The 20,053-nt window shown below is 69.8% G+C and carries 21 protein-coding genes; 19 read left to right on the top strand and 2 right to left on the bottom strand.

The features are described 5' to 3' along the window. Nucleotides 1-328 precede the first annotated feature (328 nt). A complete protein-coding gene (locus AB0N89_RS39125) occupies nt 329-790 on the bottom strand; it encodes a GreA/GreB family elongation factor (RefSeq protein ID WP_364216134.1) in 462 nt (153 codons plus the stop codon). A 123-nt stretch (nt 791-913) separates the two neighbouring features. Between AB0N89_RS39125 and AB0N89_RS39120 the strand changes: the two genes are divergently transcribed. The 6 genes from AB0N89_RS39120 to glyA all read left to right on the top strand — a co-directional run bounded on the left by AB0N89_RS39120 (nt 914) and on the right by glyA (nt 5,713). Continuing rightward, entirely contained in the window at nt 914-1,501 is a 588-nt protein-coding gene (locus AB0N89_RS39120; RefSeq protein ID WP_364216131.1) for a TetR family transcriptional regulator, read from the top strand. 116 nt (nt 1,502-1,617) lie between these two features. Next, nucleotides 1,618-2,844 carry a M14 family metallopeptidase gene (locus AB0N89_RS39115; protein ID WP_364216139.1) on the top strand — a complete coding sequence of 409 codons (1,227 nt, stop codon included), beginning with the start codon at nt 1,618-1,620 and terminating at the stop codon, nt 2,842-2,844. Between the two features lie 86 nt (nt 2,845-2,930). Then, the gene (locus AB0N89_RS39110; RefSeq protein WP_364216128.1) at nt 2,931-3,452 is read left to right on the top strand and encodes a gamma carbonic anhydrase family protein; all 522 of its coding nucleotides are present in this window, start codon (nt 2,931-2,933) and stop codon (nt 3,450-3,452) included. 34 nt (nt 3,453-3,486) lie between these two features. Next, a complete protein-coding gene (locus AB0N89_RS39105) occupies nt 3,487-3,918 on the top strand; it encodes a 50S ribosomal protein L11 (protein WP_364216125.1) in 432 nt (143 codons plus the stop codon). Between the two features lie 205 nt (nt 3,919-4,123). Then, on the top strand, nt 4,124-4,333 hold the full coding sequence (locus AB0N89_RS39100) for a hypothetical protein (RefSeq protein WP_364216122.1): 210 nt from the start codon (nt 4,124-4,126) through the stop codon (nt 4,331-4,333). A 111-nt stretch (nt 4,334-4,444) separates the two neighbouring features. Next, nucleotides 4,445-5,713 (top strand): serine hydroxymethyltransferase, encoded by a 1,269-nt coding sequence (glyA, locus tag AB0N89_RS39095; protein ID WP_364216120.1) that lies wholly within the window; start codon nt 4,445-4,447, stop codon nt 5,711-5,713. Between the two features lie 65 nt (nt 5,714-5,778). Here the strand turns inward: glyA and AB0N89_RS39090 are convergent, their stop codons facing one another. After that, nucleotides 5,779-6,294, bottom strand: coding sequence for an inorganic diphosphatase (locus AB0N89_RS39090; protein WP_191256682.1), 516 nt, complete (start codon nt 6,292-6,294; stop codon nt 5,779-5,781). Nucleotides 6,295-6,460: 166 nt separating this feature from the next. On the opposite strand from AB0N89_RS39090, the gene dacB reads away from it, so the two are divergent. The 13 genes from dacB (at nt 6,461) to folK (ending at nt 19,910) form a co-directional block, all read left to right on the top strand. After that, the gene (dacB, locus tag AB0N89_RS39085) at nt 6,461-8,503 is read left to right on the top strand and encodes a D-alanyl-D-alanine carboxypeptidase/D-alanyl-D-alanine-endopeptidase (RefSeq protein WP_364216116.1); all 2,043 of its coding nucleotides are present in this window, start codon (nt 6,461-6,463) and stop codon (nt 8,501-8,503) included. A 109-nt stretch (nt 8,504-8,612) separates the two neighbouring features. Continuing rightward, nucleotides 8,613-9,641, top strand: a complete 1,029-nt coding sequence (locus AB0N89_RS39080; RefSeq protein WP_364216136.1) for a zinc-dependent metalloprotease — start codon at nt 8,613-8,615, stop codon at nt 9,639-9,641. Further along, entirely contained in the window at nt 9,638-10,612 is a 975-nt protein-coding gene (gene tilS, locus AB0N89_RS39075) for a tRNA lysidine(34) synthetase TilS (protein ID WP_364216114.1), read from the top strand. Before AB0N89_RS39080 ends, tilS begins: the two co-directional genes overlap by 4 nt. A gap of 13 nt (nt 10,613-10,625) precedes the next feature. Beyond that, nucleotides 10,626-11,189, top strand: coding sequence for a hypoxanthine phosphoribosyltransferase (gene hpt, locus AB0N89_RS39070; protein ID WP_364216111.1), 564 nt, complete (start codon nt 10,626-10,628; stop codon nt 11,187-11,189). Nucleotides 11,190-11,333: 144 nt separating this feature from the next. Beyond that, nucleotides 11,334-11,699 (top strand): hypothetical protein, encoded by a 366-nt coding sequence (locus AB0N89_RS39065; protein ID WP_364216108.1) that lies wholly within the window; start codon nt 11,334-11,336, stop codon nt 11,697-11,699. Between the two features lie 17 nt (nt 11,700-11,716). After that, nucleotides 11,717-13,123, top strand: coding sequence for a hypothetical protein (locus AB0N89_RS39060; RefSeq protein ID WP_364216105.1), 1,407 nt, complete (start codon nt 11,717-11,719; stop codon nt 13,121-13,123). A gap of 65 nt (nt 13,124-13,188) precedes the next feature. Beyond that, complete coding sequence (locus tag AB0N89_RS39055; protein WP_364216102.1) at nt 13,189-13,983, top strand: ESX secretion-associated protein EspG; 795 nt, start codon at nt 13,189-13,191, stop codon at nt 13,981-13,983. Nucleotides 13,984-14,195: 212 nt separating this feature from the next. After that, the gene (locus tag AB0N89_RS39050) at nt 14,196-15,029 is read left to right on the top strand and encodes an ESX secretion-associated protein EspG (RefSeq protein WP_364216100.1); all 834 of its coding nucleotides are present in this window, start codon (nt 14,196-14,198) and stop codon (nt 15,027-15,029) included. A 201-nt stretch (nt 15,030-15,230) separates the two neighbouring features. After that, nucleotides 15,231-17,648, top strand: coding sequence for an ATP-dependent zinc metalloprotease FtsH (ftsH, locus tag AB0N89_RS39045; protein WP_364216097.1), 2,418 nt, complete (start codon nt 15,231-15,233; stop codon nt 17,646-17,648). Continuing rightward, nucleotides 17,617-18,231, top strand: a complete 615-nt coding sequence (gene folE / locus AB0N89_RS39040; protein WP_364216094.1) for a GTP cyclohydrolase I FolE — start codon at nt 17,617-17,619, stop codon at nt 18,229-18,231. The genes ftsH and folE overlap by 32 nt, the downstream gene beginning before the upstream one ends. After that, nucleotides 18,228-19,070, top strand: coding sequence for a dihydropteroate synthase (gene folP, locus AB0N89_RS39035; RefSeq protein WP_364216092.1), 843 nt, complete (start codon nt 18,228-18,230; stop codon nt 19,068-19,070). The genes folE and folP overlap by 4 nt, the downstream gene beginning before the upstream one ends. Beyond that, a complete protein-coding gene (gene folB / locus AB0N89_RS39030; RefSeq protein WP_020632060.1) occupies nt 19,063-19,422 on the top strand; it encodes a dihydroneopterin aldolase in 360 nt (119 codons plus the stop codon). Before folP ends, folB begins: the two co-directional genes overlap by 8 nt. Continuing rightward, nucleotides 19,419-19,910, top strand: a complete 492-nt coding sequence (folK, locus tag AB0N89_RS39025) for a 2-amino-4-hydroxy-6-hydroxymethyldihydropteridine diphosphokinase (protein ID WP_364216088.1) — start codon at nt 19,419-19,421, stop codon at nt 19,908-19,910. The genes folB and folK overlap by 4 nt, the downstream gene beginning before the upstream one ends. Nucleotides 19,911-20,053: the final 143 nt, after the last annotated feature.

Below are 20,053 nucleotides of genomic sequence, written 5' to 3'. Positions count from 1 at the left end.
TTGCCCTTGGGGGGGGGCGGCGGTGGTGTTCACTCGGCGCCGGGGCGCTTGTGGTGGGGGGGGGGGGGGCGGGGGGGGGGGGGGGGGGGGCCCCGCCCCCCCCCCCCCCCCCCACGACTGGTCGCGCGGGTTTCCGGGGCCGCGACTGCTCGCTCGCGCCGGTATGCGTCGCGAAAGCCACTTTCGCGACGTCAGACGTCCCGAAAGTGGCTTTCGCGACATGCGCGCGGCCCGTGTTCGCGGCCGGGCCCGCTCTCGTGGCCAGGCCGGCTCGAATTTCCCCTCACGGTCCCCGAGTACGTGAAGGCCCCCTTCACGGAACGAGTGGTCAAGCAGGCTTCAAGGTGACGACGGTGGCGCTGGTCTCGCCGCGCGGCGTCCGGTACGTGATCTCGTCGCCCTCCTTGGCGCCCACGAGCGCGAGGCCGAGCGGGCTGTCCGAGGTGACCGTGAACGCGTCGGAGTCCTCGCCCGGGATCGTGACGATGTGGAGTTCCTCTTCGTCGCCGTCGGCGTACCTGATGGTGACGGAGGTGCCGTCGGGGAGCAGGCCCTTGCTGTCGCGCCCGCCGTGCTCCAGTTTCGCCGCGACGTCGGCGATGCGCCGGTCGAGGTAGGCGGCGGCCTCCGCGCGGTCCAGCACCTCGGCCTGATCGGCCGCGTCACCGGTCCGCTCCTGCTCGCCGATCCTCGGCGCCATCGCATCGCGCTGCGCTCGCAGATCGGCGAGTTCCTTCTCCAGCTGCCGTCGTGCGGCCGGGCTGAACCCGTTGTCCCCTGAGGTCACCATGCCGCGCATTGTCCGCTACGGATCGATCGCTAGCCACCTAGATTTTTCACCCGCTGTGATCGGCCAGGACGGCTGCCCTAAGCTTCAGGGCCACCGTCCTGACTACTTGGTGTAAGGAACTTCGTGACCGCCGTTCCCGGCCGCAGCGCGCGGCTCTCCCCCAATCAGCTGCAGAAACAGGAGCAGATCGTCGAAGCGGCACGTGTCGTGCTCGCCAGGGACGGGCTCGCGGGCTGCACCGTGCGTGCGATCGCGGACGCCGGACCGCTCACGAAGAGTGCGATTCATTACTACTTCGCCGACATCGACGTCCTGATCGACCGCGCGATGGCGGCGCACATCACAACGTTCACCGCCGATTTGCGCAAAATTTCGGCGAAACACGATCACCCGGACGAGCGGCTGTTCTCGGCGCTGGAGGCCTTCCTCGCCGAGTTCTCCGGCCGCCCGAACGCGGCCTTCCTCTGGTTCGAGTACTGGATCGCCGCGGGCCGCGCGCAGCATCCGCAGGCCATCGACGTCATGCTGACGTCGATCACCGAACTGCTCGCGGAGCTGCTCGCCCCGCTCGACGTCGAGGACCCCCGGGCGCGGGCTCGCGCGCTGCTGTCCTACCTGCTCGGAGCGATCGTCCAGCAGCGTGTCCGGCGTCGGCCGTTCGCCGCGCTGCGCGGCGACATCGAAGCGCTCTGCTTCGCGAACTACGGCTAGAAATACGCATTAGATCCGTACCGTTACGGATTGTTCTCCTCTTCCGGCTCCGGCCATGGTGGGGTTCCCCTTCCCTGCCTCAGAGCTAGGAGACGACGATGCGCATAAGACGGTGCATGGCCGTGGCGATCGCGGCCGTCGCGGCGTTCACCATCCCGGTCGCCGCGAGTCCGGCGACCGCCGACCAGCAGGCCGAAGACGCGCAGGTCCAGATCTACGAGGTCTTCGGCACCGGCACCTCACAGCAGCGCACCCAGATCTCCCGGCTGGGCGTCGACGTCCTCGCCACCTCCGGCTCCACGACCACGGTGATCGGCGAAGCGCGCGACGCGGCGAAGATCCGTTCGCTCGGCTTCCGCGTCGAGCAGCGCGGCGTCGTCGACAGGTCGGAGAAGGTCGGCGCGAACGCGATCAACGACTTCCCGCCCGCGGACTCCGGCTACCACAACTACACCGAGGTCACGACGGAACTGCGCAACGCGCAGGCGAACTACGGGTCGATCGCGAAGCTGAGCAGCGTCGGCAACTCCTACCAGGGCCGCGCGCTGAACATGCTCAAGATCAGCGACAACGTCGCCACCGACGAGAACGAGCCCGAAGTCCTCTTCACCTGCAACCAGCACGCGCGCGAGCACCTCACCACCGAGATGTGCCTGCGGATCGTGAACCGGTTCACCCAGGGCTACGCCACCGACCCGGCGATCAAGCGGTTCGTCGACAGCACCGAGATCTACGTGATCCCGAACGTCAACCCCGACGGCTCGGAGTACGACATCTCCGGCGGCAGCTACAAGTACTGGCGCAAGAACCGCCAGGGCAACGGCACCGACACCAACCGGAACTGGGGCTACAACTGGGGCTGCTGCGGCGGTTCCTCGGGTTCGACGAGCAGCGAGACCTACCGCGGCCCGTCGGCGTTCTCCGCCCCGGAGACCAAGGCCGTGTCCAACTTCGTCAACTCGCGCAAGATCGGCGGCGTCCAGCAGATCAAGGCGAGCATCGACTTCCACACCTATTCGGAGCTCGTCCTGTGGCCGTTCGGCTTCACGTACAACGACACCGCGCCGGGGATGACGCAGGCCGAGGCGCAGCGCTTCCAGACGCTGGGCAAGCAGCTGGCGGCGACCAACGGCTACACGCCGCAGCAGTCGAGCGACCTGTACATCACGGACGGGACGATCGACGACTGGATGTGGGGCACCCACAAGATCCTGAGCTTCACCTTCGAGATGTACCCGCGGGGTTCGAACCCCGGCTTCTACCCGCCCGACGAGGTGATCGTCCGGGAGACCACGCGTAACGACAAGGCCGTGGACATCCTGCTGAACGCCGCCATCGGCTGACGGTTCAGCGTTCCGTGAAGGCCTCCTTGAGGGACCCTGGGTCTCTCAAGGAGGCCTTCACGGACTTTCGGCATAGGGTGCGGGGCATGCCGATGTTCGAATTCGAGGGGCACCGCCCCCAGGTGGATCCCGAAGCGTGGATCGCCCCCACCGCCACCCTGATCGGCGACGTCGTCGTCGAAAAGGGCGCTTCCGTCTGGTACGGCGCCGTGCTGCGCGCCGACTTCGGGCGGATCCTCATCCGCGAGGGCGCCAACATCCAGGACAACTCGGTCATCCACACCAACGGCGGCGTGACCGAGGTCGGCAAGAACGTCACCGTCGGGCACCAGTGCCTCGTCCACGACTGCACGATCGGCGAGCAGGCTCTCATCGGGAACGGCTCGACCGTGCTCGACAAGGCCCAGATCGGCGCGAAGGCCCTGGTCGCGGCCGGCGCCACGGTGACGCCCGGGATGGTCATCCCGCCGGAGACCGTCGCCATGGGCAGCCCGGCGAAGAAGCACGTCCCGCTCGACGGCACCGCCCGAGGCTGGGTCGAGCACAACGCGGTGATCTACCAGGAGCTGGCGCGACGGCACGCGGAAAGCGTGAAGCCGATCGATTGACTCTCCAGTAACTGGAGACCATAGCTTCGGGCGCATGGCACCGAAGTCGAAGAAGAAGACGCACCAAGCGACGCTCGAGTTGACCGCCGGCGACGCGCCGGTGGTCGACCTCGGGAAGACGCTCGGGCAGACCGGCGTGAACCTCGTCGAGGTCAAGAAGGCCTACGACGCGGCGACCGCGGCGCAGCGCGGCGACATCGTCCCCGTGGTCGTTTCGGTGTTCGAGGACCGCTCCTTCGAACTCCGGCTGAAGACCCCGCCCGCGTCGTTCCTCATCAAGAAAGCGCTGGGCGGCAAGGGATCCGGTCGTCCCGGGCATGAGGTCGCCGGAAAGTTGACACAGGAACAGCTGCGCGGGATCGCGGAGCGGAAACTGCCGGACCTCAACATCGGCGACCTCGGCGCGGCCGTGCGCACGATCGCGGGCACGGCCCGCTCGATGGGCGTCGCGATCGAAGAACCGTGACGCGCAAGCACGTGATCGTCCCGCCTTCCGCGAGCTCGACCCGGCACTCGGGATCGCGGAAAGGCTGCTGTCGCAAGGGAATCCCTGGCTCGCCGGAGTCGCCGCGGCGCTGCCGGACGAGCACGCCGCCGCCGACCGGCTCAACCGGGTCCTCGCCGGGACCGGCGCCGCACCTCGGCTGGTCGAGGCCGGAAACCGTTGGCGCGTGGTGCAGGTGACGTCGTGGCCCGGCTGCGGGGAGCTGGTCGCGGGTGCCTCCGGGCTGGCGGAACTGGTCGCGTTCGGCGGCTGGCGGCGGCTCAAACGCTGCGCCGTCTGCGCGCAGGCGTTCTGTGATCGCACGGCCGGGTGCGGCCGCCGCTGGTGTGCCGGGCATCGTCCGCACGCCGGCTCCCGGTCCACCGGGGTGCACTAGGCTCTGAGGGCATCCAGCGACTGGCGCATTTGAGGTGGAGCACCACCGGGAAGCGAATTCAGGCCGGCACCGCGCGCCTGGGTGAAGGCCACTCCTGAGCGGGAGTACGCCATGACACACCAGCCAGCACTTTCCGCGCTCGCCGCCGCCGATCCGAAGATCGCGGGGCTCGTCGAGGACGAGGCGAAGCGGCAGCACGACAAGATCCGTTTGATCGCGTCCGAGAACTACGTCTCCCAGGCCGTCCTGGAGGCGACCGGCACCGTCCTCACCAACAAGTACTCCGAGGGCTACTCCGGCAAGCGGTACTACGAGGGCCAGCAGCTCATCGACCAGGTCGAGAACCTGGCCATCGAGCGCGCGAAGGCCGTCTTCGGCGTCGACCACGCCAACGTCCAGCCGTACTCCGGTTCCCCGGCGAACTTGGCCGTGTACCTCGCTTTCGCGAAGCCTGGCGACACCGTGCTCGGCATGGCGCTGCCGGACGGCGGGCACCTCACGCACGGCTGGAGCGTGTCCGCGACCGGCAAGTGGTTCACGCCGGTCCGCTACGGCGTCCGCAAGGAGACCGGCCGCGTCGACCTCGACCAGGTCCGCGAACTCGCGCTGAAGCACCGGCCGAAGCTGATCTTCGCGGGCGGCACCGCGATCCCGCGCACGATCGACTTCCCGGCGTTCGCGGAGATCGCCCGCGAGGTCGACGCCGTCCTGGTCGCCGACATCGCGCATATCGCCGGGCTGGTCGCGGGCGGCGCGCACCCGTCGCCCGCCGGGCACGCGCAGGTCGTCACCACGACCACGCACAAGACCCTGCGCGGTCCGCGCGGCGCGATGATCCTTTCCGACGCCGACCACGCGAAGGCCGTCGACAAGGCGGTTTTCCCGGGTCTGCAGGGCGGTCCGCACAACCACACGACCGCCGCGATCGCCGTCGCGCTGGGCGAGGCGCAGAAGCCGGAGTTCGCCGAGTACGCGCACACGATCGTCGCCAACGCTCGCGCCCTGGCCGAAGCGCTGGTCGAGCGCGGCTACGACCTCGTGTCCGGCGGCACGGACAACCACCTGCTGCTGATCGACCTGACGAACAAGAACGTGCCGGGCAAGCCCGCCGCGCAGGCGCTGGACCGCGCGGGCATCGAGCTGAACTACAACACCGTCCCGTTCGATCCGCGCAAGCCGTTCGACCCGTCCGGCATCCGGCTCGGCACCTCCGCGATCACCACCCGCGGCCTCAAGCCGGAACACCAGGTGCGGGTCGCGGACTGGATCGACCGCACGATCACCGCGGCGGCGGGCGAGGAAAAGTCCGCTTTGGACACCATCGCCGCCGAGATCCGCGAGTTCCTGGCGCCGTTCCCGATCCCGGGTTACTCCGCGTAGAAGTACATGAAGGCCCCCTTCCTTGCGCCAGGCGCAAGGAAGGGGGCCTTCATGTACTTGGAGAACTAGTGCGACGGACCGTCGATGGCTTCCTTGGCCAGCCGGTCGGTCTCACGGTCGAGCGAGCGCTTGATCTCGGCCTCGGCGTCGGAACGCCCGACCCAGCTCGAACCCTCGACGCTCTTGCCCGGCTCCAGGTCCTTGTACACCTCGAAGAAGTGCTGGATCTCCAGCTTGTGGAACTCGTTCAGGTGGTGGATGTCCCGCAGGTGCTCGAGGCGCGGGTCGTTCGTCGGGACCGCGAGGACCTTGTCGTCCGGGCCCTTCTCGTCGGTCATCCGGAACATGCCGATCGCGCGGCAGCGGATCAGGCAACCCGGGAACGTCGGCTCCTGGACGAGCACCAGCACGTCGAGCGGGTCGCCGTCCTGACCGAGGGTGTCGTCGATGAAGCCGTAGTCGGCGGGGTACTGGGTGGCCGTGAACAGGGTCCGGTCGAGTTTGATCCGACCGGTCTTGTGGTCCACCTCGTACTTGTTGCGCTCCCCCTTGGGGATTTCGATAGTGACGTCGAATTCCACGCCGGCCTCGCTGCTCTCGTCTTTGGTACGCCCCGCCTCGCGGACGGCTCACCGAAATCATCGTCTTGTCTTCACTAGTGTGGACCACGGGGGCTCGGGCGGTCGCATCGATGTGGTCGTATGTGAGCTTGGCCCCTTCCCCGGACGGTGGATGAAGGAGTGTTACGTGCCGGAAAACGATGTCCCGAGGTGGCCGTCGGACGACAAGGACACCTCATCCGCCGAGCCCAAGGGCACGAAAGGCGGGAGCGAGGCCACCGTCTGGCTGCCCATGTCGGGACTGGCGAGCGGCAAGACCGAAGAGCTGGCAGTGCCGAAGGTCACACCCGAAAGTGATTCCTGGTTCCAGCCGGTCGTCGAAGTCGAGGAAGAACCGGACGTCCCGGACACCCCCACCCCGAAGTGGTCCGCCTTCGAGCCGGTGACGCCGGTCGAACCGGAGCCCGAAGCGCCGAAGACCGTCTTCGTCCAGCCCGTCCAGCCGCAGCAAACGGACAAACCCGACTGGGACCAGTTCGACCGCGGCGCCGCGACGCCCACGCGTGACCACGAACTGGCGAGACCCGAACCCCAGCTCCCGGAGCCGCCGCGGAGCCAGCCGGCGGGCCCGCCGCGCCGTCCCGAGCAGAGCCGGGTCGAGCCGCCGCCTCCCGCGCCGGTCCCGTCCGCGACCATGCACGCGCGCCCTGTCCGCATCGAGCCCGCCGAAGAGCGCTTCGACTCCGAAGCGACCATCGGGATCCAGCAGCCCGAGCCGCCGTCCCAGGAACCTCCGGCCGCCGAGGCCGTGGCCTCGCCCGCGCCGAAACCGAAGCGCAAGCGCAAGGCCCTGCTGATCACGACCCTGGTCGTCGTCCTGCTGCTCGCCGGGATGGGCGGCGCCGCCGCGATGCCGAAGGTGTCGAACCGGCTCGGCCTGCCCTGGGCGCCGAACGCGCCGAAGGGGGAGATCCCCAAGCCCGCCGGCGTCACCCGTGTGCTCCACGGGCCGGACATCAACGGCGTCGCGCCGTCGAAGGACGGTCTCGCGTCCGCGCTGGCCGGTCCCGCCGGAGCCCCGGACCTCGGCACGCTCACCGGCACCGTCGTGGACGCGTCGACCGGGGATGTCCTCTGGGACAAGAACTCCGGCACGCCGCTGACCCCGGCGTCGACCACGAAGATCCTCGTCGTGGCGGCCGCGCTGCTGTCCATGGACCACGGGACGCAGTTCTCCACGAAGATCGTCCAGGGCGCCGACCCGGGCACGGCCATCCTCGTCGCGGGCGGCGACCCCTCGCTGACCTCACTGCCGCTGGGCACCGACTCGCCGCTGTACCCGGGCGCCGCGCACGTCGACGACCTCGTCGCCCAGGTCAAGAAGGCGAGCGGCGGCAAGATCACCAAGGTCCAGCTGGACATCAGCCTGTTCAAGGGACCGACGTCCGCGAAAGGCTGGGATCCGGAGGACGTTGCCGCCGGGAACACCTACATGGCGCCGGTCCTCCCCGTGATGGCCGACGGCGGCCGCAGCGACCCGAAGAACGACCACGCGCCCCGCGTCGCGAACCCCGCCGCCGCGCTGACCCAGAAGATCGCCGGGAAGCTCGAAGCCCAGGCCGGTGGGACGACGACGGCGCCGAAGGACGCGAAGGTGCTCGGCGAGGTCAAGTCGCAGCCGCTCACCGAGTTCGCCAACTCGCTGCTCCAGCTTTCGGACAACCTGATGGCCGACGTCCTCGCCCGTCAGCTCGCGCTCGCCAAGGGCGCCGAAGCCTCGTTCACCGGCGGCGCGACCGCGACGATGAACGTGCTCAAGGAAGCCGGGTTCGACCTGACCGGCGTCCAGATCAACGACGGCAGCGGGCTGTCCGACCAGAACAAGATCCCGGCCAAGGTGCTCAGCGAGATCCTCGCGGTCGCGGCGGCGCCGGACGGCAAGGACCCGAGGACGGCCAAACTGCGGCCCCTGCTGGCGGGTCTTCCCGTCGCGGGCGGCAGCGGGACGCTGGAGAAGCGCTACGGCGACCCGGCTTCGTCGGCGGGACGCGGCTGGGTGCGCGGCAAGACCGGGACGCTGTCCGGCGTGAACACCCTGGCCGGCGTGGTGCTCGACACCGACGGCCGGATGCTGGTGTTCGCGCTGATGTCGTCCGGTTCGGACCAGAACAAGGGCCGGGCGGCGCTCGACGTCGTCGCGGCGACCCTGCACAAATGCGGCTGTCGCTGATTCCGGTGAGCGACCGGAATCGGAGCGTGAGGAAGTCAGGGCCGAAACCGGCCCGCCAGCGGGTAGCGTCATGAGAGTGACTGAGGAAACGCCGACCAAGACGCGTTCGATGGTCGACTGGTCCCTGGCCGCCTCGACGGGCGCGCTCCTGGTGCGCGGCGGTCCGGTCGTCGACCGCGAAGAGGCCGACGAAGCCGTCGCCGAGCTACGCGACCTGACCATCGAGGCGGAAGGCCACGTCCGCGAGCTGACCGGGCTCGGCCTCGATCTGCCGTTGCTGCCCGCCGAAGTCGTCGACAGGCCCGGCTGGGTCCGCTCGGCCGCCTCGGGGCTCGACGCGCTCACCGGCCGCGCGCTGCCGGAGGCGCAAGGCGGCCCGCTGGCGCCCGTGCTGGCCGGTGGCGCCGGCGTCCAGACCGGTCTGGTGCTCGCGTTCCTGGCTTCCCGAGTGCTCGGCCAGTACGACCCGTTCGGCGGGCCGGAACGCCAGGGGCAGCTCGTGCTCGTCGCGCCGAACGTGGTCGCCGCCCAGCGCGCGATGGACGTGCCGGGGCACGACTTCCGGCTGTGGGTCTGCCTGCACGAATGCACCCACCGGCTGCAGTTCACCGCGGTCACCTGGCTGCGCGACTACTTCGCCGACGAGGTCGAGCGCCTGATCGGCGGTCTCGCCGGGCGGGACGCGGACGGGCTGAGCGATCTGGTCGGCCGCCTGCCGGACACGATCAAGCAGATCGGCAAGGGCAAGGCGGGCGGCGCCGGTCTCGCCGAGCTCCTGCAGTCGCCGAGCGAACGCGCGGTGTTCGACCGGCTGCTCGCGCTCTCCACGCTGCTGGAGGGGCACGCCGACTTCGTGATGGACGCCGTCGGGCCGCGGGTCGTGCCGAGCGTCGAGCTGATCCGGTCGCGCTTCACCGCCCGGCGCAAGGGCGGCGGCCTGATCGACCGCGTGCTGCGCAGCCTGCTCGGCGTGGACGCGAAGATGCGCCAGTACGAGCAGGGCGCGAAGTTCACAAAACACGTCGTCGAAGCCGTCGGCATGGACGGTTTCAACGCCGTCTGGACGTCGCCGAACACGCTGCCGACCCGCGCCGAGATCACCGATCCGGCGGCCTGGGTGCGGCGCCTGCACGGGTGAGCGGACCGGATCCGGCGATCGCGGCCGTCCGGGCGGCCGTGCGGGATTTCCTCGCCGTCGCGGGGAAACCCGGCGAGTTGTGCGTGGCCGTGTCCGGCGGCGCGGATTCGCTCGCGCTGGCCGAAGCGGCCGCGTTCACCGGCGCCCGCGCCGGGCTGGACGTGCGGGCGCTGGTCGTCGATCACGGCCTCCAGGACGGTTCCGCCGAAATCGCGGCCCGGGCCGCGAGCACGGCGCGGGACCTCGGCGTCGCCACCGCCGAAGTGCTGAAGGTGCGGGTCGAGGGCGCGGGCGGCCCGGAAGCCGCGGCCCGTCGCGCCCGCTACGGCGCCTTGCGCGCGGCAGCGGGCGACGGGCACGGCGTCGTCCTGCTCGGCCACACCCTCGACGACCAGGCCGAAACCGTCCTGCTCGGCCTCGGCCGGGGTTCGGGACCGCGTTCGCTGGCCGGGATGCGGCCGTACGACCCGCCCTGGGGACGGCCGCTGCTCGGCGTCACGCGCGCGACCACCCGGAGGGCCTGCCAGGCGCTCGGCGTCGAGCCGTGGCAGGACCCGCACAACGAGGACCCGCGGTTCACCCGTGTCCGGTTACGAACGGAAGTACTGCCCCTTCTGGAGGATGTGCTGTCCGGCGGTGTCGCGGCCTCGCTCGCCCGCACGGCGGCGCAACTGCGCGAGGACACCGAGGCGTTGGACACACTCGCGGACGCCGTCCACCTGCGCGCCTTCACCGGGGAAGGGCTCGACGTCGCGGTGCTCGCCACCGAACCGCCCGCGCTGCGACGGCGCGTCCTCCGCAGGTGGCTGCTGGACTCCGGGGTCCGCGAACTCACCGACGCCCATCTGCGTTCGGTCGACGCGCTGGTGGGGAACTGGCGGGGTCAGGGCGGGGTCTGGCTACCCGGCGACTTGGTGGCCGCGCGGGCGCATGGCAGGCTCTTCCTCGAAGCACCCCAGTCCACCACCTAGAGGGGAACGTCCCGTGTACGAAGGCGAGATCGCCTCCGTGCTCGTCACCGAGCAGCAGATCAACGAAAAGATCGCCGAGCTGGCCGCACAGGTCGCCGCGGACTACCCGGCCGACGGACCCGGCGCCGGGAAGGGAGACCTCCTGCTCGTCGGCGTGCTCAAGGGCGCGGTGATGTTCATGACCGACTTCGCCAGGGCGCTCCCTCTGCCTTCGCAGCTCGAGTTCATGGCGGTCTCGTCCTACGGCTCGGCGACGTCGTCGTCGGGCGTGGTGCGGATCCTCAAGGACCTCGACCGCGACATCGCCGGCCGCGACGTGCTCATCGTCGAGGACATCGTCGACTCCGGCCTCACGCTGTCCTGGCTGCTGAAGAACCTCGCGAGCCGCAACCCGGCCTCGCTCGAGGTCGTCTCGCTCCTGCGCAAGCCGGAGGCGGTCAAGGTCGACGTACCGGTCAAGTACATCGGGTTCGACATCCCGAACGAATTCGTAGTCGGATACGGCCTGGACTACGCGGAGCGTTACCGGGACCTGCCCTACATCGGCACCCTGGATCCGCACGTCTACACGTCCTGAGAACCGCTTGCCCGCTCGTGCGGGAATACGGAACCCTGAGCGCGGTGAACGCGTCATAGGCTGCGATCACGTGCGTTAACCTATGCGAAGACCTTCGCCACGAATCCGTCGTGGCCTGGCCCGGGGGAAACGGAGAGAGCTCAGATGGGGAACAGCAGCTTGGCGGACGCGAACGCGTTCAAGAACGCCGCGGCCCAGGGCCAGGTCGGGATCGACCCGGACGCGGCCCAGACCGCACTGAACAAGATCCGGACCGGCAAGGACGCCGTCGAGGCGCTGCTCCACAGTGCCGGCGACCTCGGACAGGCGCCGAAGCTGGGCAACAACCCGGTCGGCAACGCCATCGCCGCGAAGGTCGCGAACCGCGCCGACGGCGGCGGTGACTCGTACACCGCCGCCCTCCAGAACCTTTACCAGCAGTACGAGGCGGCGGAGACCGGCATCGTCACCGCGATGGCCCGCTACCACGAGATCGACCAGGCCGCGGCCGAGCCGTTCCGTAACGTCTGAGGGGGAGTCAGAAAGCCATGCCACCGAAGCACAGCGCCGACTCTTACGGCGAGAGCAACACCAGCAGCACGCCGGGCCAGAGCAGCAGCGGCGCCCCGGTCCAGCTCGGCGACAACTCGCAGGCCGCGGGCATCGTCTCGTCCGCCCGCGGGCGTTCGGAAGGGTTCGACGTCGGCGCCGACCGCGCCATCACGAACCCGCCGAACTGGGAGAGCGCCCCGAGCAGCCAGGACCTGTGGAACCAGGCCAACCTCGGCAACGACCCCAGCACCGCGACGACGATCGGCCAGTCGTGGACCTCGCACAGCAGCAAGCTGAGCCAGGCGTCGAACGACCTCTACAACGCGATCTCCGAACTGGGCGCCGCCTGGATCGGCCAGGGCGCGGCGAGTGCCCAGGGTTCGCTGGTGGCCATCGCGAACTCGGGTTCGCAGGCCTCCGACGCCGCGGGCACGATGGCGGACAGGCTGCAGAAGCAGGCCGACGCGGCCACCAAGGTCAAGCTGATGCCGAAGCCGACCAACTACACCCCTGAAGGCGCGATGGGCCAGGCCCTCGCCGCGGGCCCGGTCGGCATGATCACCGACCAGAAGCCCCTCGCCGACCAGGACAAGGAAGTGCGGGCGGAGCAGGCCAGGTTCCTCGAGGCCTACACCAAGGAGATGAGCGAGGTCGACAGCTCGACCCCGAGCTTCGGCCCCGAATCCCTCGGCATGAAGCCGACGGCTACGCACAACAGCGTCGGGTTCAGCGGCGTCGGCAACGTCGGCGGCGGCGGACTCAACCCGGGCGCCGTCTCCGGCACCCCGGTCCTCGCCGGCACGCACGGCTACGGCGGCGCGCAGGGCAACGGCGGTGCCCCCGTCGTCCACGCCGGTCCGGATTCGGGCGTGTTCTCGCAGGCAGGCTACAACCCCGCCACCGGGAACGCCCCGGTTTCGGGCGTCGCCCCGGGCGCCGGTGTCGCGTCCGGTGCCGGTGCCCCGATCGCCCCGCACGCCCCGGCGGCGAGCGGCGGCAGCGGGCTCGGCCAGGCGCTCACCGCGGCCGGTCTCGGCGGCGGCCTCGGCTACGCCGGTGCCAAGGCGCTCGGACAGGGCAACAAGTCCGGCGCCAAGGACACCGACGGCACCGACGCCGCGGCGACGGACAACGCCGCGCCCGCGCAGAGCGCCGCGTCCCAGGCCGTGCCGCAGCAGGGCATCGTGTCCTCCAGCGGCACCATCGGCGGCGGCCCCACCCCGCCGATGCAGGGCATGGGCGGCGGCATGGGCATGGGCGCCCACGGCGCGCAGGCCGAGCAGGAAGAGGAGCACACGCACGCGTCGTTCCTCATCGAGCCGGACCCGGACGACGCCTTCGGCGCCAACGAGGCGACCCCGCCGCCGGTCATCGGTGCCTGGACCGAAGACGACGATCGCTAGAGCGGTTTTCACCGGGCGCGCGGCCAACCGGCCGCGCGCCCGCTGACTTGTTTGGGGGCGGAAAGATGGCGAACGGCGAACTGCTCACCGCGGTCGAGCTGGACTTCCTGTGGGAGAGCGCGAACGCCGGCGAGCTGCCGTACCCGCTGCGGCTCCGTTCGCACGGGGCGACCATGGACGAACGAGGCGCGCTGCGGACGCAGACGCTCCAGTCGCTGAACCAGCGCCGTCTCGCTGACGACCGCGGGCGTCCCGAACCCCACCTCGAAGACTATTTCGGCGTTCTCGCGCTGCCGGACCTGAGCCTGGACTGCGTCCAGCTCAACAATCCCAACACCGAACCGCTGCTCGCGGTCGCGTCGCTGCTCGGCGGCCAGGGCCTCCTCACGGTGCAGGACCAGCGCGGTTTCCACTTCCACCCGATCGCCCCGGACGGTCTCGCGAGCGCGATCGTCTCCCTGCTGCCGCCGGGTTCGCGCGGCACGGAGAAGTCGATCACCCTCCCGCTGGACGGGCTCGTCGGCGCTTCGGGCGCGGACTTCCTCCAGCGACGGCAGCCGCAGGTCGACGGCTCGGCGACGTCCGATGAGGACCGCAAAGCCCTCTCGCGGCTCCAGGCACAGCCGCGCCTTCGCGGTGGCCAGTTCGGCGCCAACGCGCGCAGCAAGCACGGCACGCGGAGCCGGTCTTCGGTGCTGAGCTGGTTCGACACGCAGTCCGGCCGGTACTTCACCCAGGCCACCCGCGGCTCCGACGGCCGGGACTGGATCACCATCGCTCCCGCGGACCCGGCGACGCTGCGGCACCGGCTCACGGAAATGCTGGGGAAGATCGCGGCTGAATCGTCTGTCGCGCGCTGACCTCTCGGTTCCTTCGCGTATGTCATGAAAGGGTCGTTCAGGACGAAAAATGTCCTGAACGACCCTTTCATGACACGCGGCCCGGCCCCGGAACCCGCCCCTCGCACGGACAGTTCCCGCATCCGGCCGACGGTTGTCGTACCCCTTCGCTATCGTGAACCTTCTGGGTGTCCCGAGGCCCAGAAGCCAAGGTGCCGGGAGGGCACGAAGCAATGCATCAGGAACACTTCACGCCGCTGGCGTTCGACTTCCTCTGGGAGTCCGCCGAGCTCGGCGACCTGCCGTACCCGCTGCGCGTGCGGTCGCACGGCGCGACCGAACTCGAACGCAGGGCGCTGCGCCAGCGCGTCGACGGCGAACTCCAGGCCCGCGGCATCCGCGACGGCCGGGGGCGGCTGGAGCGGCGGATCGAGGACTGGCTGTACCTCCTCGCCCGCGGCTCGCTGACCATCGACGCGCTGCACATCCCCGAGTTCCAGGCACCGACGATCGCCGTGCTCGGCGCCACCGACGGCCGTGACGGCGTGATCGCCATCCAGGACCAGTCCGGGATCTGGCTGCGCGAGGCACCCGCCGACGGGCTCCCGACCGCGGTCGTCGACCTGCTGCCCCCGGGACAGCGCGGCTCGGAGGCGTCCATCACGCTGCCGATCGACGACGCCCGCCGCACCGAGCCGATCCGCGGCGCGATCAACCCGACGAAGCAGGCCGAGGAGCCCGAAGCGGCGAAGACCCGTCGCAAGGAGAAGTCCCGGGTCTCACTCAGTGAACGCATCACCGCGGATCCGCGGGAGGCGTTCGGCAAGCTCACCGGCCAGCCGCGGCTGCGCGGCGGTCAGCTCGCAGCGAACAGCCGGTCCCACGTGGGCGCCAAGCAGCGGTCCCGTGTCCTCGGCTGGTTCGACACCGCCAGCGGCCGCTACCTCAGCACGTCACAGGCCGGTCCGGACGGTCGCGAGTGGGTCACCGTCTCACCCGCCGACGTCAAGACACTCCGCATGCGACTGGGTGAAATGGCCGCTGGTGTGGCGGTCGACACACGTTAGGGTGGCCGTCGCGGTCACGCTCCGGGAACCCTCGCGTGACGTCCGCCGTTGACGTCCGAGAGGCTCACCACCCTCGTCCGTCCAGGCGGGCGGTATCCTGAGGGGCGGGTGTCGGAGCACCATGGGTCGTCAAGATCGTGATGGCGGGTATCACAGGAGCCGCCCAACCAGGAAGGGTCGAGGCCACCAGGGCCGAGTCGTATGAACCGGAAGAGCGTGCTCAGGAACCCAGTGCTCTGGATTCTCGCGGCGGTACTGGCGTTTCTCGCATACAACACGATCTTCGACAGTGATCGTGGCTACACCCAGGTGCCGATCTCGGTCGCGAACCAGCAGATCACCGCGAACAACATCAAGGAAGCCTCGCAAGAGGACAAGGAGCAGCAGGTCAAGCTGCTGCTCAACAAGAAGATCGAGGTCGACGGCCAGCAGGTCGACCAGATCATCGCCCAGTACCCGGCGAACGTCGCGGGCACCGTCTACAACCAGCTCATCGCCCTCAAGAGCGGTGACAACCCGGTCAAGTTCACGACCAAGGTCACCCAGCAGAACGTCCTCACCCAGATCCTGATCTTCGCCATTCCGCTGGCGCTGGTGCTGGGCCTGCTGATGTGGATGATGAACAACGCCCAGGGCGGCGGGAACCGCGTCCTCAACTTCGGCAAGTCGAAGGCCAAGCAGCTCAACAAGGACATGCCCAAGACGACCTTCGGGGACGTCGCGGGCGCCGACGAGGCCGTCGAAGAGCTGTACGAGATCAAGGACTTCCTGCAGAACCCGGCGCGCTATCAGGCACTCGGCGCGAAGATCCCCAAGGGCGTGCTGCTCTACGGGCCGCCCGGTACCGGTAAGACGCTGCTCGCGCGAGCCGTCGCCGGCGAGGCCGGCGTGCCGTTCTACACGATCTCCGGTTCCGACTTCGTCGAGATGTTCGTCGGTGTCGGCGCCTCGCGGGTCCGCGACCTGTTCGAGCAGGCCAAGCAGAACGCGCCCTGCATCATCTTCGTCGACGAGATCGACGCGGTCGGCCGCCAGCGCGGCGCCGGCCTCGGCGGCGGTCACGACGAACGAGAGCAGACGCTGAACCAGCTCCTCGTCGAGATGGACGGCTTCGACGCGCGCGGCGGCATCATCCTGATCGCCGCGACCAACCGTCCCGACATCCTCGACCCGGCGCTCCTGCGTCCCGGCCGGTTCGACCGCCAGATCCCGGTGTCCGCGCCGGACATGCGCGGCCGCCAGGCGATCCTCGAGGTGCACGCCAAGGGCAAGCCGATCGCGCAGGGCACCGACCTGAGCAGCCTCGCCAAGCGGACCGTCGGCATGTCCGGCGCCGACCTGGCGAACGTGCTCAACGAGGCCGCGCTGCTCACCGCCCGCCAGAACGGGCACGTCATCACCGACGCCGCGCTGGAGGAGTCGGTCGACCGCGTCGTCGGCGGCCCCGCCCGCAAGAGCCGGATCATCTCCGAGAAGGAGAAGAAGATCACGGCCTACCACGAGGGCGGGCACGCGCTCGCCGCGTGGGCGATGCCGGACATCGAACCGGTCTACAAGCTGACGATCCTGCCGCGTGGGCGCACCGGCGGTCACGCCCTGCTCGTCCCGGAGGACGACAAGGAGTTGATGACCCGCTCGGAGATGATCGGGCGCCTGGTCTTCGCGATGGGCGGCCGCACCGCGGAGGAGCTCGTCTTCCACGAGCCCACCACCGGTGCCTCCTCCGACATCGAGCAGGCGACCAAGATCGCCCGCGCGATGGTCACCGAATACGGCATGAGCGCCCGGCTCGGCGCGGTCAAGTACGGCCAGGAGCAGGGCGACCCGTTCCTCGGCCGCTCGGCGGGCCGCCAGGCGGACTACTCCCTGGAAGTCGCGCACGAGATCGACGAGGAGGTGCGCAAGCTCATCGAGACCGCGCACACCGAGGCGTGGCACGTGCTGAGCACCTACCGCGACGTGCTGGACGAGCTGGTCATCGAGCTCCTCGAGAAGGAGACGCTGACCCGCAAGGACCTCGAGCGGATCTTCGCGACCGTCGAGAAGCGCCCGCACATCACCATCTTCAACGAGTTCGGTGACCGCAAGCCGTCGGACAAGCCGCCGATCAAGACCCCCGGCGAGCTGGCGATGGAGCGCGGTGAGCCGTGGCCGCCGCCGGAGGAGAAGAAGGAACAGCGCGTGCTCCAGCCGGCGCCGACCCCGGTCGGTACCGCGCAGGGCGGGGGCGACCTTCCCGGTGGCCCGCCGTACGCGGCCCCGGTCCCGCCGCCGGACCCGAACGCGAACCCGTACGCTCCGCCGCAGCCGGGCGCCCACCCCAACGGGGGCCGCCCTAACGGTGGGCCGAACGGCACCGGCCACTGGCCCCAGGCATATGGTGGGCAGCAGCCGGGCGGACCGGCAGGTGGTTACCAGGGTGGTCCCGTCGGCGGCCCGCCGAACTACGGGGCTCCTCCCGGATGGACCCCGGCGACCCAGCCGGGCGGCCAGCCGAACCAGCCCTGGCGTCCCGCCGAAGACCGCCCGCGTGAAGGCTGGTTCCCTGACCAGCCCGGCGGTCAGCAGGACGAAGGACAGCAACGGCGTGACGACGGACAGGACGACACCAAGCGGTAACGGCGCCGGCCCGGTCTTCGACCAGGATCGGGCCGAGAAAGCCGTACGCGAACTCCTGCTCGCCTGTGGTGAGGACCCGGACCGGGACGGTCTCTTGGAGACCCCGGCCCGGGTCGCTCGCGCTTACCGGGAAATGTTCGCCGGGCTCTACACCGAGCCGGACCACGTCCTGGACCGCACGTTCGACGAGGCGCACGAAGAACTCGTCCTCGTGACAGACATCCCGATGTTTTCGACCTGTGAACATCATTTGGTCCCATTCCACGGTGTCGCCCACGTCGGCTACATCCCGAACGGCCACGGCAAGGTCACCGGCCTGTCCAAATTGGCCCGTCTCGTAGACCTCTACGCCAAGCGTCCCCAGGTCCAGGAGCGGCTCACCTCCCAGGTCGCCGACGCGCTCATGCGCAAACTCAAGCCGCGCGGCGCGATCGTCGTGGTCGAGGCCGAGCATCTCTGCATGGCTATGCGCGGTATCCGCAAGCCCGGTGCCCGGACGACGACGTCGGCCGTGCGCGGGCTGCTGCAGTCTTCGGCGTCCTCGCGGGCGGAGGCGCTGGACCTGATCAAGGGCCGCCGATGACCGCCCTGCCCCGGCCCGGCCGGTGCGCGGTGATGGGCATTCTCAACGTCACGCCCGATTCCTTTTCGGACGGTGGCCGCTACCTCGATGTCGGGCAGGCGCTGGAGCACGCGCACGAGATGTGGGCACGCGGCGCGGACCTGATCGACGTCGGCGGGGAGTCGACGCGGCCGGGAGCGTCCCGGGTGGACGCCGAAACCGAGAATTCCCGGATCATGCCGGTGATCCGCTCGCTCGCCGCCGACGGCGTCGCGATGTCGGTGGACACCACGCGGGCCGAGGTCGCGCTCGCCGCCGTCGAAGCGGGGGCGTCCGTGATCAACGACGTCTCCGGCGGGCTGGCCGACCCGAACATGGCGAAGGTCGCCGCCGAGACCGGTGTCCCGTATGTGCTGATGCATTGGCGCGGGCACAGCAAGGACATGAACGCGCTGGCGTCCTATGAGGACGTCGTCGCCGACGTGCGGGCCGAACTTCTGTCCCGAGTGGACGAAGCCGTCGCCGCCGGTGTCGACAGCAGCGCGATCGTGCTCGACCCTGGGCTGGGTTTCGCGAAGAACGCCGAACACGACTGGGCGCTGTTGAACGGCCTGGATTCCTTCCTGTCACTGGGTTTCCCGGTTCTCGTCGGCGCCTCGCGCAAACGGTTCCTCGGGCGACTCTTGTCCGGAGAGGACGGAAAGCCCGCCCCGCCGGACGCTCGCGAGAACGCGACCGCGGCCTTGTCCGCGCTCGCCGCCGCGGCCGGCGCGTGGGGGGTCCGGGTGCACGAGGTCGGCGCGAGTATCGACGCCGTGACGGTCGCGGCGGCTTGGCGGAAGGGGAGTCCGGGTGTCTGACCGGATCACGTTGACCGGCTTGAGGGTCTTCGGCAGGCACGGGGTCTTCGACCACGAGAAGCGCGACGGGCAGGAGTTCGTCGTCGACATCGTGGTGTGGCTGGATCTCGGCCCGGCCGCCGCGTCCGACGACCTGACCAAGACGCTGCACTACGGCGAACTCGCCGAACTCGCCGCCGGGATCGTGGCGGGCGAACCTTACGACCTCATCGAGAGTGTCGCCGGGAAGATCGCCGACGAGGTGCTGCGCGACGAGCGGCTGACCGCCGTCGAGGTGACGGTGCACAAGCCGTCCGCGCCGATCCCGCTGAACTTCGACGACGTCGCCGTCACGGTGCGGCGGGAGCGATGAGCCGCGCGCTGCTTTCGCTCGGGTCGAACCTGGGGGACCGGCTCGCGTTCCTTCAGTCCGCCGTCGACGCCGTGCGCCCGGCGGTCGTCGCGGTGTCGTCGGTCTACGAGACCAAGGCGTGGGGCGTCGAGGACCAGCCGGATTTCCTCAACGCCCTCGTCCTGGTCGACGACCCGGCCCGTGATCACTGGGACTGGTTGCGCACCGGGCAGGCCGCCGAGCAGGCCGCCGAACGCGTGCGCGAGGTCCGGTGGGGGCCGCGCACGCTGGATGTCGACATAGTGACCGTGGACGGGGTCAGTTCCGACGACCCCCGGTTGCTGCTTCCCCATCCCGGCACGCCGGAGCGCGCGAGCGTGCTGATCCCCTGGCTGGAGATCGAGCCCGCCGCGGTGCTCCCCGGCCACGGCCCTGTCGCCGACCTGCTCGCCGCCCGCCCCGCTTCGGACCGCGACTCCGTCCGGCTCACGCCCCTCTCCCTCGCCTGACCCCCGGGTCGCGTGTCGCGAAAGCCACTTTCGCGACATCTGACGTCTCGAAAGAAGCTTCTATGTCAAGTCTGCTTTGAGTGCTTGGTAGATGGTGTTGGTGAGGTGTCGTTTGAGTGCTCGGAGTGCGGCTTTGGTGGTGG

The sequence above is a fragment of the Amycolatopsis sp. NPDC089917 genome (genome assembly GCF_040684635.1).
Taxonomy (GTDB): Bacteria; Actinomycetota; Actinomycetes; order Mycobacteriales; family Pseudonocardiaceae; genus Amycolatopsis.
Note: the sequence above shows the minus strand (reverse complement) of the source record. Positions and strands in the feature narration are given on the sequence as shown.

What these genes read in the sequence shown, in the direction of transcription:
- AB0N89_RS39125 (WP_364216134.1), bottom strand. Translation starts at nt 790, where the DNA reads ATGGTGACCTCAGGGGACAACGGGTTCAGCCCGGCCGCACGACGGCAG.
- AB0N89_RS39115 (WP_364216139.1), top strand. Translation starts at nt 1,618, where the DNA reads ATGGCCGTGGCGATCGCGGCCGTCGCGGCGTTCACCATCCCGGTCGCC.
- AB0N89_RS39110 (WP_364216128.1), top strand. Translation starts at nt 2,931, where the DNA reads ATGCCGATGTTCGAATTCGAGGGGCACCGCCCCCAGGTGGATCCCGAA.
- AB0N89_RS39105 (WP_364216125.1), top strand. Translation starts at nt 3,487, where the DNA reads ATGGCACCGAAGTCGAAGAAGAAGACGCACCAAGCGACGCTCGAGTTG.
- glyA (WP_364216120.1), top strand. Translation starts at nt 4,445, where the DNA reads ATGACACACCAGCCAGCACTTTCCGCGCTCGCCGCCGCCGATCCGAAG.
- AB0N89_RS39080 (WP_364216136.1), top strand. Translation starts at nt 8,613, where the DNA reads ATGGTCGACTGGTCCCTGGCCGCCTCGACGGGCGCGCTCCTGGTGCGC.
- AB0N89_RS39065 (WP_364216108.1), top strand. Translation starts at nt 11,334, where the DNA reads ATGGGGAACAGCAGCTTGGCGGACGCGAACGCGTTCAAGAACGCCGCG.
- AB0N89_RS39060 (WP_364216105.1), top strand. Translation starts at nt 11,717, where the DNA reads ATGCCACCGAAGCACAGCGCCGACTCTTACGGCGAGAGCAACACCAGC.
- AB0N89_RS39055 (WP_364216102.1), top strand. Translation starts at nt 13,189, where the DNA reads ATGGCGAACGGCGAACTGCTCACCGCGGTCGAGCTGGACTTCCTGTGG.
- AB0N89_RS39050 (WP_364216100.1), top strand. Translation starts at nt 14,196, where the DNA reads ATGCATCAGGAACACTTCACGCCGCTGGCGTTCGACTTCCTCTGGGAG.
- ftsH (WP_364216097.1), top strand. Translation starts at nt 15,231, where the DNA reads ATGAACCGGAAGAGCGTGCTCAGGAACCCAGTGCTCTGGATTCTCGCG.
- folP (WP_364216092.1), top strand. Translation starts at nt 18,228, where the DNA reads ATGACCGCCCTGCCCCGGCCCGGCCGGTGCGCGGTGATGGGCATTCTC.
- folK (WP_364216088.1), top strand. Translation starts at nt 19,419, where the DNA reads ATGAGCCGCGCGCTGCTTTCGCTCGGGTCGAACCTGGGGGACCGGCTC.